Raw genomic sequence first — 15,471 nt, 5'->3', positions numbered from 1 at the left:
GGGCCGCGGCCTGCTGGCCACAGGCCGCGAGGCCCATGACCAGCAGGACGACCAGGACCACCTGACGCATCACACCGGATGCCCGTCGTGGCCGCACTTGACCACCGGACGGATGCAGTCGCGCACCCGCCGCTCCATCTCGTCCGCCGGCCACACGTTGAAGAAGTCGCCGTGCATCGTGCGTCCGTCCCCTGAGGACAGTCGTAGTCCGGACGGGTCACCGGACACCGGGAAGCGGATCACCATGCGCAGCTTGGGCACCGAGACCGGGTGCGAGCTCGGGCAGCCGCCGGCCACCGGGTAGGCCATGTGGCTCTTGTGGTCCGTCGAGTCCAGGCTCGTGCCGTTCCAGCACTGCGGGAAGTCCAGGTAGGTCTCCAGCTGCGTGCTGGACGGGCAGTTCACGAAGTTCTTCGACGGCGGCACATGGCCCGCGTGCAGGCACGACCAGCGGGCGATGCTGTCCGCGTCGCCGGTCGCCTTGGCGTTGCCGGCGACGATCTTGAGGCCGACCGGCGTCGGCTGGGTCGCGCCGGGGTTGTTCACGCCCTCGCCGAGGTAGTAGAAGGTCACGCTCGTCGGGACGACGATCGTGTTGTCGCGGTACATCGTCGGCACCCAGTACGACGAGATGTCCTCGGCCGGGTCACAGTTGCCGGTGGCGCCGTTCAGCTCCTCGTAGTCGGAGTGGGCGTCGGTCGCGTGGTTGCCGAAGAAGTCGTGCGAGTGCGAGGCCCCCGGCAGGCCGGGGAACACGATCGGGTCGTCGGGCAGCCGGTGGCTGAGCGGGCAGTCCGCGACGAACTCCGCGACCCTGATGACGGCGTCCGCGTTGCGCGGCTGGCCGATGAGACCACCGCTGACCACGGCTCCGGCGGCGAGCACGAACACCAGGCCGAACCGGGTGAGCGTGCGCCATCTGCTCCTTTGCTTCGCCATGAAGTCGAACTCCCTCGAAAGTCGAGAATGCAGGGGTAGCGAGAGAGCGCTCTCATACTTGAGCATGACGTGGATCACATTTCCGGTCAACGACTTTGTTTCGCACAGGAACAAATAGGGCCTGTTCGGCCTAGTGAGCAGCGCTGAATGGCGCTACGAAACGGACAGTCTTGACACCATGTGGCGCCGACGGCACCCTCTGTCTCAGGAGAGAGCGCTCTCGCACGCCCCCTGCCTTCCCTTCTTCCCGTCGCGCGGCCGTTGCCGCGCCGCGCGCAGAGGAGCGCTCATGAGATCCGTTGCCTCCCGACGGCGCCGCCGCCGGTTCCTGCCGACGTCGGTGGTCGCCGCCCTCGCGGTCACCCTGCTCTCCGTGCCCGGCCAGGCGGCCGCCGCGGGCACGCTGCTCTCCCAGAACCGTCCGGTCACCGTGTCCTCGGCCGAGTCGGCCGCCTTCCCCGGCACCGCCGCGGTGGACGGCGACCTCGGCACGCGGTGGTCGAGCGGGTTCTCCGATCCACAGTGGATCCAGGTGGACCTCGGCGTGACCGCGACGCTCGAGGAGGTGCGGCTGCGCTGGGAGGCCGCCTACGCGCTGGCGTTCACCGTGCAGGTCTCCGGCGACGGGGCCACGTGGTCCACCGTGCACACCACCACCGCGGGTGGTGGCGGCGACCAGACGCTCGCGGTCACCGGCACCGGCCGGTACGTGCGGCTGCAGCTGACCTCGCGGGCCACCCAGTACGGCTACTCGCTGTGGGAGCTCCAGGTCTACGGCAGCTCCGGCACCAGCCCGGCGCCCGACGGCCTGCTGTCGTACCGGAAGCCGGCCACCGCGTCGACCTTCCAGGACGACGGCGCCTGCCGCGCGTGTACGCCGGCCAAGGCCACCGACCTCGATCCGGCCACCCGGTGGGCGACGAGCTCGACCAACGGCTGGGTCGACCCCGGCTGGATCACGGTCGACCTCGGTGCCACCGCGACGATCAGCCGCGTGGTGCTGCAGTGGGATCCGGCGTACGCGGTGTCCTACGAGCTCCAGGTGTCCGACGACAACGCGAACTGGCGGCCGATCCACTCGACCACCGCGGGCCGCGGGTTCAAGGAGACGCTGACGGTCTCGGGCACCGGCCGGTACGTGCGGATGTACGGCACGCAGCGGTCGAACGGCTACGGCTACTCGCTGTGGGAGTTCCAGGTGTACGGCACCGGCGGCGCCCCCACACCGCCTCCGCAGCCCCCGCCCGCGCCGGACTTCGACAACCTCGTGTGGAGCGACGAGTTCAACGGCCCCAACGGGTCCACTCCGGACCCTGCCAAGTGGACACCCGAGATCGGGCCGGGCGTGAACAACGAGCTGCAGTACTACACGAACAACGCCAACGCGCGGATGGACGGCGCCGGCAACCTGGTGATCCAGGCGCGCCGCGAGGTCACGCCGGGCTCGTCCTGCCCGCCGGACCCGAACAGCGGCGGCAGCACGACGTGCCAGTACACCTCCGGCCGGCTCAACACGCACGGCAAGTTCGAGACCACCTACGGGCGGGTCGAGGCGCGGGTCAAGGTGTCGAGCACGCAGGGCCTGTGGCCGGCGTTCTGGATGCTGGGCAGCGACTTCTTCGCCGGCACGCCGTGGCCCGCGAGCGGTGAGATCGACATCCTGGAGCACATCGGCCGCGAGCCGAACCTCGTGTACTCCACGCTGCACGCGCCGGCCTACTTCGGCGCGGGCGGGCACGGGGCACCGCTGGACCTCGGCGGTCCGGCGAGCGCGGCGTACCACGTGTTCGCCGTCGAGTGGGATGCCGGCCACATGACGTTCTTCGTTGACGGCAACGGTTTCTTCACGGTGAACCGGGACCAGCTGGAGCAGACGAGAGGGCCGTGGGTGTACGACCACCCGTTCTTCCTCATCCTGAACAACGCCGTCGGCGGCGACTGGCCGGGGCCGCCCGGGCCGGGCACCCAGCTGCCGCAGAACATGGTGATCGACTACGTCAGGGTGTTCCGCTAGCGAGCCAGCGCGCGGTCACGCCGACGACGTCGGCGGCCGCGGCCGGCTCGAGGAACCCATGCTCCGCGCCGGGCACCGAATGCCAGTCGGTGCCCGGCCGAAGCTGCGCGGTCTCCCGGGCGATCTCGTGGGAGACGAGCGAGTCGGCGTCGCCGTGCACGACCAACGCCGGCGGCGTGCTCAGGAGGAACGCCGTCAGCGGGTCGACCGTGCCCAGCTCGCCGTAGAGCGCCGTGCCGAGCCGGAACCGGCCCTCGATGTCGAGAGTGCCGCGGTTCCAGCCGCGGTAGAGCACCCGACCCCGCGGCAGCTCCGGGACGAGGAACGTCCGGCGCAGGTCGAGGACCGGCTGCCACAGCACGACGGCGCGGACCGTGTCGCCGAGCTCGGCCAGCGACAGCGACACGCTCACCGCGCCGAAGCTGGAACCGAGCAGCGCGACCGGCCGCCCGACCCAGTCGACCGCGGCCCGCAGGTCCATCCGCTCCCCGGCGATGGTCGACTCGGTGTCGATGCCGTCGCTCGCCCCGTGGCCGCGAAAGGAGAACCGCAGCACGGAAAGTCCACGTGCGACCAACTTCTCGGCGAGCGGCTCGAACAACCCGTTCTCTTCGAGGTCGACGGTGAGCCCGTGGGCCAGCACGACCGCGCGGTCGCCGCCGCCCTCGTGCCACCGGGCGTCGAGGCGCAGCCCGTCGACGGTCGTCAGGCCGATCACCTTGCTGCCCATGTCCGCGAGTCTAGGAGCGCGTCGTCCGGCGCGCGGCCGCTACCGTGGCGCGGTGACCACTCGGGTGATCGTGCTCAACGGCGGCTCCAGTTCGGGAAAGTCGGGGATCGCGCGCTGCTTGCAGGCGGTGCTGCCGGACCCGTGGCTGGCCGTCGGGGTCGACATGTTGATCGAGACGATGCCGGTGGCCCTGCGGACCTCGGCCGCCGGCATCGAGTTCGCCGCCGATGGCGAGGTGACCGTCGGGCCGGAGTTCCGTGAGCTGGAGGCGGCCTGGCTCGCGGGGACCGCCGCGATGGTGAAGGCCGGCGCCCGGATCGTCGTGGACGACGTCTTCCTCGGCGGCCCCGCGTCCCAGGGGCGGTGGCGGCGCGCGCTGGACGGCGTGCCGACGTTGTGGGTCGGCGTCCGGTGCGACGGCGCCGTCGCCGCGGGGCGCGAGCTCGCACGGGGCGACCGGGTCGCCGGAATGGCCGAGTCCCAGGCCGAGCTGGTCCACCGCGGCGTGGTCTACGACCTCGAGGTGGACACGACGCGCACCGAGGCGTTGGCGTGCGCGCGGGAGATCGCCGCGCACCTCGTCTAGCTCCGCGACAGCCGCAGGACCGCGACGCCGTCGGCCGCGGCCGTGACCGCCACGACCACCCGGTTGACGGCGACCCGGGCGCCCGGGTGTGCCGTGATGAAGGCGACCGGGGGAGTGGTGCCGACGATCGAGGTCTCGCAGCGCGAGTCGCCCTGGCAGTCGAGGGAGAACTCGTTGCCGGACAGCGTGATCGCCGCGGTGACCGCGTCGTCGACGATCGACTCGACGGCCACCTCGGCGATGCCGGTCGCCGGTCCGACCGGGATCACCGTCCGGCCCGTCAGCCGCACCTCGCAGACGGCGTCCCGGCAGGCGGCCACGTTCCCGCCGTCCGCGGCGGCCGTCGGCGCCGGTGGCGCGGACGAGGATGGTGCGGAGGAGGTGGTAGTCGTGGTGGGGGGCGTTGTCGGAGCGGAGGCCGCACCCGTTCTCGCCGTGCAGGCCGGCACCAGGAGAACGCCGGCCAGCAGCAGCACCGCCGCGTGTCGTGTCATGGTGCGGAGGAGATCACGGCGAGCCTGGGACCACTCCCGAGTGCTACTCCGTGCCGGCCCGGCGAACGGCGGCCACGATCTCCGTGTTGGGCGAGCCCTTCAGCAGGTACTCGACGATCCCGGCACGCATCATCTCCGCCACCGTGCCCGAGTCGTCGTAGGCGGAGAACGCAAGGATCCGGGTGCGCGGCGCGCGGTTCAGTATCTCCCGCGCCGCCCGCGGGCCGCCGCCCCCGGGCATTCGCACATCCAGCACCACGACCGCGGGCGCGTGCTCCACGGCGAGCGCGATGGCCTCGTCCGCGTCCCCGGCCACACCGACCACGTCGATGTCCGGCTCGGAGTCGAGCACCTCGCGCAGCGCGTCGCGGATCATCGGGTCGTCGTCGGAGATGAGGACCCGCAGGCGCGTGGTGACGGTGCTCACGACGCCCCCTCGCAAGCTCGGTGCCGCCGCTCGCGGTCGCCCTGTGACATTGATTCGCTCGCAAGCTCGCTCACGACGCCCCCTCGCAGGCTCGGTGCCGCCGCTCGCGGTCGCCCTGTGACATTGGTTCGCTCGCAAGCTCGCTCACGGGGTCACCTCCGGCCGGATGATGGTGGGCAGCCAGAACTCGACGGTGGTGCCGTCGCCCGGCGCGCCGGTGATCGTCCACCAGCCACTGGCCGTCTCGGCGCGCTCGCGCATCTCGATCAGGCCGAAGTGCTCGAGCGGCTGGGCCTCGGTCTGTTCCCGGCTGTACCCGATGCCGTCGTCGACCACCCGGACATGGGTGCCGTGCTCCACAGTGGACAGATGGATGTCGGCCGAGCCTGCCTTGGCGTGCTTGCGCACGTTCGTCAGCGCCTCCTGGCAGATCCGGAAGATCGTGATCGCCGTCTCGGTCGGCGGCTCCTCGGCCAGCTCGTCGTGGTGCAGCGTCGGCGCGAGACCCCAGCCGGTGACCACGTCGCGCAGGTAGTCGGTGAGCGCGGAGACCAGGCCGTGCCGGTCGATCGCGGTGGGGCGCAGCTGGAAGACGAGCGTGCGCAGCCTGGTGATCGTGCCACGCACCGCCTCGTCGAGCTGGATCAGCGTCTGCCGGTACTCCTCTGGCAGGCGGCCGGCGAGCAGCTGCAGCCGCATGCCGACCGCGACCATCGACTGGATGGAGTCGTCGTGCACGTCCCACGCGATCCGGCGGCGCTCCAGCTCCTGGGCGTGCACGAGGTGGCGCAGCAGCCGGCGGCGCTCGTCGAGGATCTGCTCGGCGGTGCGGCGTTCGGTGAGGTCGCGGGTGACCTTGCCGAACCCGCGGAGCTCGCCGCTGTCGCCGTACAGCGCGGTGATGGTGACGTTGGCCCAGAACCGGGTGCCGTCCTTGCGGAGGCGCCAGCCCTCGTCCTGGACCCGGCCCTCGGCGACGGCGGCCTGGAGCTCGCCGGCGGGTTTGCCGGCGAGGTTGTCCTCGTCGGGGTAGAAGACGGAGAAGTGCTGGCCGATGATTTCGTCGGGGAGGTAGCCCTTGATGCGTTCCGCGCCGGCGTTCCAGCTCATGATGCGCCCGGACGGGTCCAGCATGAAGATCGCGTAGTCGACGACGTTCTGCACGAGCATCCGGAAGCGTTCCTCGCTCTCCCACAGCGCGTGCTCGGCTGTGCGGCGTTCGGTGAGGTCGCGGGTGACCTTGCCGAACCCGCGGAGCTCGCCGCCGTCGCCGTACAGCGCGGTGATGACGACGTTGGCCCAGAAGCGGGTGCCGTCCTTGCGAACGCGCCAGCCCTCGTCCTCGACGCGCCCCTCGGCGACGGCGGTCCTCAGCTCGCGGGCGGGTTTGCCGTCGGTCTTGTCCTCGTCGGGGTAGAAGACCGAGAAGTGCTGGCCGATGATCTCGTCGGGGCGGTAGCCCTTGATGCGTTCCGCGCCGGTGTTCCAGCTCGTGATGTGCCCGGACGGGTCGAGCATGAAGATCGCGTAGTCGGACACGCCCTGCACGAACAGGCGGAAGTCGGCATCTGTCGACGGTGTGGGGTCCGGCATCTGGTCACTCTGCCCGACGCGAGCCGCCGGCATCTCGCGGCCCTGCTTCACGCCGTCAGCGGGTTCGGCGCTGCGGGGAGGTCGCACCACACGACCTTGCCGCGGCCCCGTTTCGACACGCCCCACGCGGTCGACATCCGCTCGACGAGCTGCATGCCCAGGCCCCCCGGACCGGACCGTCGGACGGTCGGCGGCTGGGGGCTGTCGTCGGCGACCTCGACGCGGACGCCGTCGCCCACGTCCGTCAGGCGCAGCACCGGTTGCCCGTGCGCGTGCAGGAGGACGTTGCTCACCAGCTCCGACACGACCTGCGCCGCATCCTGCCAACTGTGATGACCCCACCGGGTGAGCGTCTCGCGGGTGAACTCGCGCGCCATGGCGGCGCTGCGGTGGTTCTCCGGCAGCCGTACCTCCGTGCGTGTCACGGCCTGTGCATCCACGTCTGCACTGTCCGCTCCGTCAGGCCCGATGGCGAGACGCAGCGGACTTACCGTGTCTAGTGCATACGCATCAGTCGAGCAGGCCCTCGCGCCGGGCGATGGCCACGGCCTCGAGCTTGGAGCGCGCGCCGAGCTTGTCGAGGATCCGCTGCACGTGGTTGCGAACCGTGTTGCGGGTGACCCCGAGCCGCTCGCTGACCTCCTCGGTGCTGGCCCCGCCGGCCAGCAGCACGAGCGTCTCCTGCTCGCGCGCGGTGAGCGGGGTGCCGCCGCGGCGGCCGGTGAGCCGGTCCAGCACGCCGGCGAGCAGCCCCGGCCCGAAGGCCACCTCGCCCGCCGCCACCTGGAGTACCGCGGCCTCGAGCTCGTCCAGCCGGGAGGACTTGAGCACCAGCCCGGCGCCGCCGGCCTCCGCGACCCGGGTGGCGACCGCCGCGCTGGCCTCGCCGGTGAGGACGAGCACGCGGGCGCCGGTGGTGGACAGCTCGCCGATCGCGCCGATCGCGTCGCCGTCGGGCAGCCGGCGGTCGAGGACGACGACGTCCGGCTTGTGCCGCTGGGTCTCGGCGAGCGCCTCGGCGATGGACTTCGCCCGGGCCACGACGGTGATGTCGGCGGCCTGCTCCAGTGCCAACCCGATCGCCTCGGCGACCATGTCGTGGTCCTCGACCAGGACGACTCGGTGTGGTGGCGTCGTCGGAGACGATTGCATGCGGTGGTCCCTCGACGACGGAAGTGGCTGAACGGTGATGTTACCGCTCGCGGGCCGTTTCGACGTGACGGACCACACGGAGTGGCGGGAACGTCCGGGCACCCCGCACCGTTGTACGTGTTGGTCGCTGCCTGGAGCCAGGAAGTAGCTGGTGATTCCGGCGGTGTGAGTCCCCCCAACCACCGTCGACGCGCACCCGCTTGCTTGCGCCGGCGACCAAGAACCGCCGGCCGGTCGGACACCCCCAGCCGCCGGCCGGCGGTCCCACCTCGATCGAGTGTCCACTTCGGACGGACCGGGTCCCGCGACGGTGGCCGGGGAACCTGAGGTGTGGGGCGGGTTGAGGCTGCCCGGTCGTCACGGCTTGCGCGCGACGCCGCCGAGGGCCACCTGGTCGGCGGTCGTGTGGGAGAGCAGCGGGCCGTCCGGCCACCACTGGTTGAGCGGCACCAGGCCGGGCTCGACCAGCTGGAGCCCGCCGAAGTAGCCCTCGATCTGCTCGCGGGTGCGGAAGTACCCCGAGCCCATCGCGCCGTTGGCGAAGATGTCCTCGACGCAGCGGGCGAGCGCGGAGCCCTCGCCGCCGTCCTGCGGGTCGGCGAAGTGGCTCAGCACGAGGTAGGAGCCCGACGGCAGCAGTTCGACGTAGCGGCGCATCATCTCCGCCGGGTTCTCGCCGTCGGAGATGTGGTGGACCGTGCTGCTGTGGATCAGGGCCAGCGGCCGGCTGAGGTCGAGGTGACGGATGATCTCCGGGTCGGTGAAGATCTCGTCCGGCCGGGTCAGGTCGGCGTTCACCAGCCGGGTGTTGTCGTTCTCCTCCAGCAGGGCGCGGCCGTGCGCGGCCACCACCGGGTCGTTGTCGACGTAGACCACACGCGCGTCGGGGTTCATCCGCTGCGCGGCCTGGTGCGTGTTCTCCGCCGCGGGCAGCCCGGCGCCGAGGTCGAGGAACTGGTCGAGGCCGGCGGATCCGGCGAGGAACCGGGTGACCCGGACCAGCCAGTTGCGACCGGCGCGGGCGAGCAGCTTCATCTGCGGGGCAACGGCGTCGACCTGTTCGAAGACCTGACGGTCGACCTCGTAGTTGTCCTTGCCGCCCAGGAAGCAGTCGTAGACGCGCGCGACGCTCGGCCGGGTCGTGTCTATCACGGCCGGCGCGTGCGGTGCGTCGCTGGTCACTCGCCGAACGTTACCTGAGCGGCCCTGTCCAGGTCATTCCGCCGTCTGGTTCGTTGTCCGCCGGTGCGCGGTCAACCCAGTGGGCTGACTCTAAGGTCGAAGACTCACCCTGCTCTAGGAGGACGACGTGGTCCACGAGATCGACCGGCGCACACTGCTCGCCGGACTGGGACTGGCCGGCGTCGCCGGGCTCGCCGCGCCCGGCCTGGCTTCGGCCGACACCGCCGCCCCCGAGGCCGACAACCCGCTCGACCTGGCGTTCCGCATCCAGCAGAAGTACCGGCCCTTCGACCTGATCGCCCCGCGGTTCGTGCAGTACGACTCCGCGGTCGCGCCGGCGGCCGCGCGCTCGACCCTGGTCGACACCGGCGTGCGGCCGCGGGCGCCGTACGGCTCGGTGCTGGTCGAGGTCCGCTCGCTCGACGGCACCGTGCTCGCCGGGCTGGTCGGCAACCGCACCGTGCTCGGCGGGTACGACGGCACCACGGCGACCATCGAGGTCGACGGCGAGGTCGTGGCGTCGGCACCCGCGTCGCTCGTGGCGCCGTTCGGCTTCGCCGTGGTGGTCAACGAGAACGCGGTCACCGTGCTCGCCGACCCGACCGGCACCGGGACCGGCTGGCAGCCGCTGCTCACCGCCCGCGACCCGATCCGCGAGCGGATAGACCTGCGGGTCCCGGACGTGCTCGGCCAGCTGAACTACGGCTACGGCGGTCGCGGCGACGCCCGGCTGGGCCGCGTCCGCGCCGGCTACTTCGGCCAGGCGGGGGTGCGCGACCCGCACGTCGTCCAGCACGCCGACGGGCGGCCGTACATCAAGGACAACAAGCTGTACCTGACGCTGACCAACGCCGGGCTCGGCTTCTTCCAGCAGGCGCACTGGGCGGTGTGGACGCTCGACCTGGCCGACCCGACGCGGCTGGAACAGGTGGCCACGCTGTTCTTCGCCCGCGACGGAGTCGTGCTCGGCGACCACGCCGGCCAGATCGTCCACGACCGCGGCCGGTTCATCCTGGCGATGAGCTCGTGGGGCGACTTCGACTTCAACGGCGTGCACATCCGCCACGTCGCGACGACCGCGAACGTGTTGTCCGGCGTGCACGTGCTGGCCACCGAGAAGCTGGCGCTGCCCACCACGGTCAGCTCGTGGGACCCGGCGCTGACGAAGATCGGCGGCCGGTGGCATGTCGCGTTCGTGGAGAGCCCGGCCCAGCAGCCGGCGTTCGTCTTCCACCCCGCACTCGCCGCGGGACCGCGCGGCGGCGACTACACCGAGGGCCTGGCGCTGGTCGGCGCGGACACGTCGGTCGACCAGACCGAGGGCACGATCCTGCAGCGCTTCGGCTCGACCTGGTACGTGCTGGCGAGCGACGGGGACGCCCGCCAGTACAAGGTCTACGACCTACGAACGCGGTTGCTCGGCACGCTGGACGCCCCGTACGGCACGAACATCCCGCACCCCATGGTGGTCCCGGTCCGAGACGGCTGGTGGCTGCTGACCTTCGACGGCACGCAGTACGCCGAACCCGTGCTGGGCTACGGCGGTCACGGCGACTTCATCGTGATGACGGCCCGCTGAAGGTCGCGTCGGGCAGCTCGCCCGTGACCGCGAACTCCAGCCGCTTCGCCACCGACACGGCCTGGTCGGCGAAGCGCTCGTAGAAGCGGGCGAGCAGCGCGAGCGACATGGCCGACTGCACGCCGTGCGGCCAGTCGCGGCCGGTGATCGTCGCCATGACGCGCGCGTGCAGCGCGTCCACGATCCGGTCGGTCTCGTTCAGCTCGGCGTAGCAGCCCTCGTCCGCGCGCCGGATCAGCTCGGCGAGCCGGTCGGCCATCCCGACCGCGACCAGGCCGAGCTCGGCGAACTCCTCGTCCAGGTCGGCCGGCACCGGCCGGCGCGGGTGGGCCAGCAGCACCGTCTCCGCGGCGTGCGCGGCGAGGTCGCCCATCCGCTCGATCTTGACCGCGCAGTGGACGACGGTGAGGAGGAACCGCAGGTCCCGGGCGACGGGTGCCTGGAGCGCGAGCAGCTGCTGGGCGGCCTGCTCGCAGCGGTCGCGGGTCCGGTCGAGCTCGACGTCCTCGTCGAGCACCTGTCTCGCCCGGTCGGCGTCGCCTTCGACCAGCGCTCTGGTGGCCGACCGCATGGCCGACGCCGCCTGTGCGCACATGTCGGCCAGCTGCTCGCGAAGCTCGGCCAGCTGGGCGTGGAACGTCTCGCGCATGATCCCCGGGCACCTCCGTCGATTCGGACAACAATGAGGAATACCCGGGATCGCGTGATCTACACAAATCCGGGCACGGTGCTAGCGGGGGAGCTTGACCACCGTGACGAAGAATTCGTCGATGTGGCGGACCACCTCGATGAAGCGGTCGAAGTCGACCGGCTTGCTGATGTAGGCGTTGGCGTGCAGACGGTAGCTGCGCACGATGTCCTCCTCCGCTTCGGAGGTGGTCAGCACCACGACCGGGATCATGCCCAGCTCGGGGTCGTCCTTGAGCTCCGCCAGCACCTCCCGGCCGTCGCGGCGCGGCAGGTTCAGGTCGAGCAGGATCAGGCCCGGCCGCGGGGCGTCGGCGTACTCGCCCTCCTGCCGCAGGAACTGCAGCGCCTGCTCACCGTCGTTCACGACGTGGAGGTGGTTGCGGATCTTGTGGTACTCGAACGCCTCCTTGGTCATCAGCACGTCGCCGTCGTCGTCCTCGACGAGCAGCACGTCGACCACGTCGAGAGGGGTGGAGTCAGTCATCTGTGTCGGTCTCCTCGTCGGTCGAACCGGCCAGCGCCGGCAGGGTGAAGCGGAAGCGGGCGCCGCCGGCGTGCTCGGTGTCGAGCCAGATCCGGCCGCCGTGGTACTCGATGATCTTGCGGCACATCGCGAGGCCGATCCCGGTGCCCGGGTAGTCGCCCTTGCCGTGCAGCCGCTGGAAGATCACGAAGATGCGGTCGGCGTAGTCCGGCTCGATGCCGATCCCGTTGTCGGTGAACGAGAACTCCCAGAACTCGCCGTCCCGGTGGGCGTCGACCACGATGTGCGGCGGGTCCTCGCCGCGGAACTTGAGCGCGTTGGAGACGAGGTTCTGGAACACCGCGGTCAGCAGCGGCACCTCGGCCCGGACCGTGGGCAGCTCGCCGGCCTCGATGGCGGCGCCGGACTGCTCGATCGTCGTGGTCAGGTTCACCTTCGCCTGCTCCAGCACGGCCGAGCAGGACACCTCCGTGGGCTCGCGGACGATGCGGCCCACCCGGCTGAACGCGAGCAGGTCGTTGATCAGGTCCTGCATCCGCTTGGCGCCGTCCACGGCGAACTCGATGTACTGGTCGGCCCGCTCGTCGAGCTGGCCCGAGTAGCGCCGCTGCAGCAGCTGGCAGAAGCTCGCCACCTTGCGCAGCGGCTCCTGCAGGTCGTGCGAGGCGACGTAGGCGAACTGCTCCAGCTCGGCGTTCGACCGCTCGAGGTCCTGCGTCCGGGCGTCCAGCTCGGCGTGCGCGGCCTGCAGCGCGGACAGCTCGTGCAGGATCCGCTCGCGCATCATGTTGACGTCCGCGCCGAGGTCGTGCACCTCGGTCGGACCGCTCTGCTCGACCCGGTGGGAGAAGTCGCCGCCGGCCACCGTGCGGACCTCCGCGGCGAGCCGGGACACCGGCTGGATGGCGACCCGACGCAGCCCGACGGCGAGCGCGAGCACGATCATCGCGAAGCCGCCGGCGATCACGACGCAGACGACGTTGAGGGTCGTGGCGGACGTCGCCAGGGCGGCCGTGGCCTCCGCGCGGGCGTCGGCGAGATCGGCCTGCAGCTCGCCGACCGACGAGCGAACCGCGTCGAAGTAGATGCGGCCCGAGTCCACGCTGGTGGTGGTGACCGTCGGCTCGCCGGTGGTGTCCACGACGGCGATGGCCGGCTCCGCGTAGCTCGCCCGCCAGTTGTCCGCCCGGTCGATCGTCTCGCGCAACGCCCGCGCCGCCGCGGGGAACTCGCCCAGCGCCGGCTCGAGCCGCTCGACGGCGTCGGCCTCGGCGGCGAGGCCCACGGGGTAGGGCTCGAGGAGGTCGCGCTCGGCGCCCAGCGAGTAGCCGCGGACCCCGGTCTCCTGGTTGACCAGCGCCGCCTCAAGCCGCTGGGCCTGCTGCAGGGCCGGGTCGATCCGCTCCACGACCTGCGCGCGGGCGTCGGCCAGCTTGGCCAGTGCGACGGTTCCCACGGCGATCGCGGCGACGCAGAACACCGCGAGAACGCCGACGCTGACGTCGATGATCCTGCGCAGCGGCCAGCGCGTGCCGTTCGCGGGCGTACGCGCCGGTGGCGGCGGAGAAGGCTGTACCACTTCGATCCCCGGTGCCCGCTCGACGACCTCGACCACGCTGTCGACCTGGCTCATCCGGCGCCCTTCGGCTGCCAGCCCAGCGAGACCACGGCGAGGTCGTCGTCGAGGTCGCCGCCGTTGAGCTCACGGACCCGGCCGATGACCTCGTCGAGCAGCCGGTCGTTGCGCTCGCCCGGTCCGACCCCCGACGCGCCCGCGGCGAGCACGGACTCGACCAGCACGACGAGGCCCTTCACGTCCAGCCGCTCGTCGCCGCGGCCGACCCGGCCCTCGATCAGCCCATCGGTGTACATCACCACCGACCATGCCTCACCGAGCGCGATCTCGCCGCTTGGCCACACCGTGCCGTCGCCCACGCCGATCGGGGTTCGCCGGGGCGTGTCCAGCGGCCGCACACCCGCGCGCGTGATGAGCAGCGGCGGCGGATGGCCGGCGAGGTAGAGCCGCGCGGCCTTGCGGGACGGGTCGACCGAGAGCATGCAGAGCGTGGTGAACAGGCTCGGCCGGTACCGCTCGTGCGCGAAGACCTGGTCGATCGTGGTCAGCGCCTCGCTGCCGGCGTGGGCGGCGAGCATCATCGTCCGCCACGCCACCCGCATGGAGACGCCCAGCGCGGCCTCGTCCGGCCCGTGCCCGCACACGTCGCCCACCACCGCGTGCACCCAGTTGTCCGCGGACTCGACGACGTCGTAGAAGTCGCCGCCCAGCAGCATTCGCTGGCCGCCGGGCGAGTAGCGCGCGGTGACCCGCAGCGCGGGGTCGGCGACCAGGGGAGAGGGCAGCAGGCCGCGCTCGAGGCGGGCGTTCTCCTCGGCGTAGATCTGGGCCTCGCGCAGCTGACGCTGGATCTCGTCGGCGCGCACCCGCTCGATGGCGTACCGGATGACCCGGTTCAGCAGCTGCCCGTCGACCTGTCCCTTGACGAGGTAGTCCTGCGCGCCGATGCGCACCGCCTCGGCGCCGAGGTACTCGTCGGCCATCCCGGTCAGCACGACGACCGCGACCGCGGGGACGTTCTCCTGCAGCCAGCGCAGGCCGTCCAGCTCATGGGTGTCGGGCAGGCCGAGATCGAGCAGCACGCACGCGGTGCCGGCGAGCGCGGCCTTCGCCTCGGCGAGCGAGCGCACCCGTCTCATGTCGACGTTGGCCTCGACCTCGAGCAGCAGCTCCTCCACCAGGAGCGCGTCGCCGTCGTCGTCCTCGATCAACAGCACTCTGGTGGGCTCGGGTCTCTCCCCGTGCGGCGCCCCGGTGAACGCGAGATCGCGAGCTACCATCGGCGGTCTGCCCGTCCTGGTCCTGGGTGCCGACCTCCGACGGTCGATACGGTTGGCACATCGTAGTCGTAGGTCCGAAGAGTTTTCGCGCGTGACATCACGCCCAGATTGCCAGGTCCGCCCCGCCGCGACGCAACGTGCACCCGACGCCAAGTGTTCGCCGAATCGGGGAACGTTCCCGCCTTCCCGCTGGTTAGGATTCCCCCCGGGTTCGGGGTGGGAGGAGCGCGGCGGCATGGCGCGTGATCCGGTCGAGTTGCCGGGTGGGGTGGAGCTGTACACGTTCGGCGCCGACGGCGAGGTCGTGGTCCGCGACGAGCGCGGCGCCGAGTCGCTGGGGCCGGGGTCGGACCTGTTGCCGTTCATCGACGACGGCCAGTTCGCCCGCTACTTCATCGGCGACGCCAAGACCTCGCCGGAGCGGCCGAGCAACGCCACCTACAAGCTGGGGCTGGTCGCCCCGCACAGTGCGTTCACGCCGCACGCGCACGCCGGCGAGCACTTCGTCCTCTCGCTCGGGCACGCCTCGTGCGGGCTCTACGACGCCGCCCGCGGGCGGGTCACGGCGCTGCGACTCGCGCCCGGCACGATGGTGCGGATCCCCGCGATGATGCCGCACTCGTTCGGCAACCGGGCCGCGCGCCCGCTGGCGATCCTCGCCGCCAACACCGGGTTCGGCATCGACCACGAGGACTACGCGATCACCGCCGAGCAGGCCCGCGAGCGCGGCGACGCGGACCTGGCC

16 protein-coding genes are annotated in these 15,471 nt (G+C 71.5%); 4 read left to right on the top strand and 12 right to left on the bottom strand.

The features are described 5' to 3' along the window. Positions 1-69: 69 nt before the first annotated feature. Positions 70-939, bottom strand: coding sequence for a DUF1996 domain-containing protein (locus ACRDSK_RS23690; RefSeq protein WP_431443438.1), 870 nt, complete (start codon positions 937-939; stop codon positions 70-72). A gap of 289 nt (positions 940-1,228) precedes the next feature. Here ACRDSK_RS23690 and ACRDSK_RS23685 point away from each other — a divergent pair, with 289 nt between their 5' ends. Beyond that, positions 1,229-2,953, top strand: a complete 1,725-nt coding sequence (locus ACRDSK_RS23685) for a discoidin domain-containing protein (protein ID WP_431443437.1) — start codon at positions 1,229-1,231, stop codon at positions 2,951-2,953. Here the strand turns inward: ACRDSK_RS23685 and ACRDSK_RS23680 are convergent. Next, positions 2,937-3,683, bottom strand: a complete 747-nt coding sequence (locus ACRDSK_RS23680) for an alpha/beta hydrolase (protein WP_431443436.1) — start codon at positions 3,681-3,683, stop codon at positions 2,937-2,939. The two genes, ACRDSK_RS23685 and ACRDSK_RS23680, sit on opposite strands and share 17 nt — an antisense overlap. 52 nt (positions 3,684-3,735) lie before the next feature. Between ACRDSK_RS23680 and cpt the strand changes: the two genes are divergently transcribed. Further along, positions 3,736-4,269 (top strand): chloramphenicol phosphotransferase CPT, encoded by a 534-nt coding sequence (gene cpt / locus ACRDSK_RS23675; RefSeq protein ID WP_431443435.1) that lies wholly within the window; start codon positions 3,736-3,738, stop codon positions 4,267-4,269. On the opposite strand, the gene ACRDSK_RS23670 is transcribed toward cpt, so the two are convergent. The 6 genes from ACRDSK_RS23670 to ACRDSK_RS23645 form a co-directional block, all read right to left on the bottom strand. Beyond that, complete coding sequence (locus ACRDSK_RS23670) at positions 4,266-4,763, bottom strand: hypothetical protein (RefSeq protein WP_431443434.1); 498 nt, start codon at positions 4,761-4,763, stop codon at positions 4,266-4,268. The genes cpt and ACRDSK_RS23670 overlap by 4 nt on opposite strands. A gap of 43 nt (positions 4,764-4,806) precedes the next feature. Beyond that, on the bottom strand, positions 4,807-5,190 hold the full coding sequence (locus tag ACRDSK_RS23665; protein WP_431443433.1) for a response regulator: 384 nt from the start codon (positions 5,188-5,190) through the stop codon (positions 4,807-4,809). Between the two features lie 144 nt (positions 5,191-5,334). Beyond that, positions 5,335-6,783 carry a PAS domain-containing sensor histidine kinase gene (locus ACRDSK_RS23660; protein WP_431443432.1) on the bottom strand — a complete coding sequence of 483 codons (1,449 nt, stop codon included), beginning with the start codon at positions 6,781-6,783 and terminating at the stop codon, positions 5,335-5,337. 47 nt (positions 6,784-6,830) lie between these two features. Then, a complete protein-coding gene (locus tag ACRDSK_RS23655) occupies positions 6,831-7,208 on the bottom strand; it encodes an ATP-binding protein (protein ID WP_431443431.1) in 378 nt (125 codons plus the stop codon). An 85-nt stretch (positions 7,209-7,293) separates the two neighbouring features. Then, positions 7,294-7,935 (bottom strand): response regulator, encoded by a 642-nt coding sequence (locus tag ACRDSK_RS23650; RefSeq protein ID WP_431443430.1) that lies wholly within the window; start codon positions 7,933-7,935, stop codon positions 7,294-7,296. Positions 7,936-8,292: 357 nt separating this feature from the next. Continuing rightward, positions 8,293-9,117: an SAM-dependent methyltransferase gene (locus ACRDSK_RS23645; protein ID WP_431443429.1), complete on the bottom strand. Its 825-nt coding sequence runs from the start codon at positions 9,115-9,117 to the stop codon at positions 8,293-8,295. Between the two features lie 127 nt (positions 9,118-9,244). Here ACRDSK_RS23645 and ACRDSK_RS23640 point away from each other — a divergent pair, with 127 nt between their 5' ends. After that, complete coding sequence (locus ACRDSK_RS23640) at positions 9,245-10,696, top strand: hypothetical protein (protein WP_431443428.1); 1,452 nt, start codon at positions 9,245-9,247, stop codon at positions 10,694-10,696. On the opposite strand, the gene phoU is transcribed toward ACRDSK_RS23640, so the two are convergent. The 4 genes from phoU to ACRDSK_RS23620 all read right to left on the bottom strand — a co-directional run bounded on the left by phoU (position 10,674) and on the right by ACRDSK_RS23620 (position 14,726). Continuing rightward, positions 10,674-11,345, bottom strand: a complete 672-nt coding sequence (gene phoU, locus ACRDSK_RS23635; RefSeq protein ID WP_431443427.1) for a phosphate signaling complex protein PhoU — start codon at positions 11,343-11,345, stop codon at positions 10,674-10,676. The genes ACRDSK_RS23640 and phoU overlap by 23 nt on opposite strands. Positions 11,346-11,426: 81 nt before the next feature. Then, complete coding sequence (locus tag ACRDSK_RS23630) at positions 11,427-11,870, bottom strand: response regulator (protein WP_431443426.1); 444 nt, start codon at positions 11,868-11,870, stop codon at positions 11,427-11,429. Then, on the bottom strand, positions 11,863-13,503 hold the full coding sequence (locus ACRDSK_RS23625; protein WP_431443425.1) for a sensor histidine kinase: 1,641 nt from the start codon (positions 13,501-13,503) through the stop codon (positions 11,863-11,865). The genes ACRDSK_RS23630 and ACRDSK_RS23625 overlap by 8 nt, the downstream gene beginning before the upstream one ends. After that, positions 13,500-14,726 (bottom strand): PP2C family protein-serine/threonine phosphatase, encoded by a 1,227-nt coding sequence (locus ACRDSK_RS23620; protein ID WP_431443424.1) that lies wholly within the window; start codon positions 14,724-14,726, stop codon positions 13,500-13,502. Before ACRDSK_RS23620 ends, ACRDSK_RS23625 begins: the two co-directional genes overlap by 4 nt. Before the next feature lie 235 nt (positions 14,727-14,961). On the opposite strand from ACRDSK_RS23620, the gene ACRDSK_RS23615 reads away from it, so the two are divergent. Further along, on the top strand, positions 14,962-15,471 hold a 510-nt coding region (locus ACRDSK_RS23615), incomplete at its 3' end, for a cupin domain-containing protein (RefSeq protein WP_431443423.1).

This window comes from Actinophytocola sp. (assembly GCF_050699915.1).
Lineage (GTDB): Bacteria > Actinomycetota > Actinomycetes > Mycobacteriales > Pseudonocardiaceae > Actinophytocola.
Note: the sequence above shows the minus strand (reverse complement) of the source record. Positions and strands in the feature narration are given on the sequence as shown.

Coding starts and splice junctions, on each gene's coding strand:
- ACRDSK_RS23680 (WP_431443436.1), bottom strand. CDS start 3,683: ATGGGCAGCAAGGTGATCGGCCTGACGACCGTCGACGGGCTGCGCCTC.
- ACRDSK_RS23660 (WP_431443432.1), bottom strand. CDS start 6,783: ATGCCGGACCCCACACCGTCGACAGATGCCGACTTCCGCCTGTTCGTG.
- phoU (WP_431443427.1), bottom strand. CDS start 11,345: ATGCGCGAGACGTTCCACGCCCAGCTGGCCGAGCTTCGCGAGCAGCTG.
- ACRDSK_RS23620 (WP_431443424.1), bottom strand. CDS start 14,726: ATGGTAGCTCGCGATCTCGCGTTCACCGGGGCGCCGCACGGGGAGAGA.
- ACRDSK_RS23685 (WP_431443437.1), top strand. CDS start 1,229: ATGAGATCCGTTGCCTCCCGACGGCGCCGCCGCCGGTTCCTGCCGACG.
- ACRDSK_RS23625 (WP_431443425.1), bottom strand. CDS start 13,503: ATGAGCCAGGTCGACAGCGTGGTCGAGGTCGTCGAGCGGGCACCGGGG.
- ACRDSK_RS23650 (WP_431443430.1), bottom strand. CDS start 7,935: ATGCAATCGTCTCCGACGACGCCACCACACCGAGTCGTCCTGGTCGAG.
- ACRDSK_RS23630 (WP_431443426.1), bottom strand. CDS start 11,870: ATGACTGACTCCACCCCTCTCGACGTGGTCGACGTGCTGCTCGTCGAG.
- ACRDSK_RS23670 (WP_431443434.1), bottom strand. CDS start 4,763: ATGACACGACACGCGGCGGTGCTGCTGCTGGCCGGCGTTCTCCTGGTG.
- ACRDSK_RS23690 (WP_431443438.1), bottom strand. CDS start 939: ATGGCGAAGCAAAGGAGCAGATGGCGCACGCTCACCCGGTTCGGCCTG.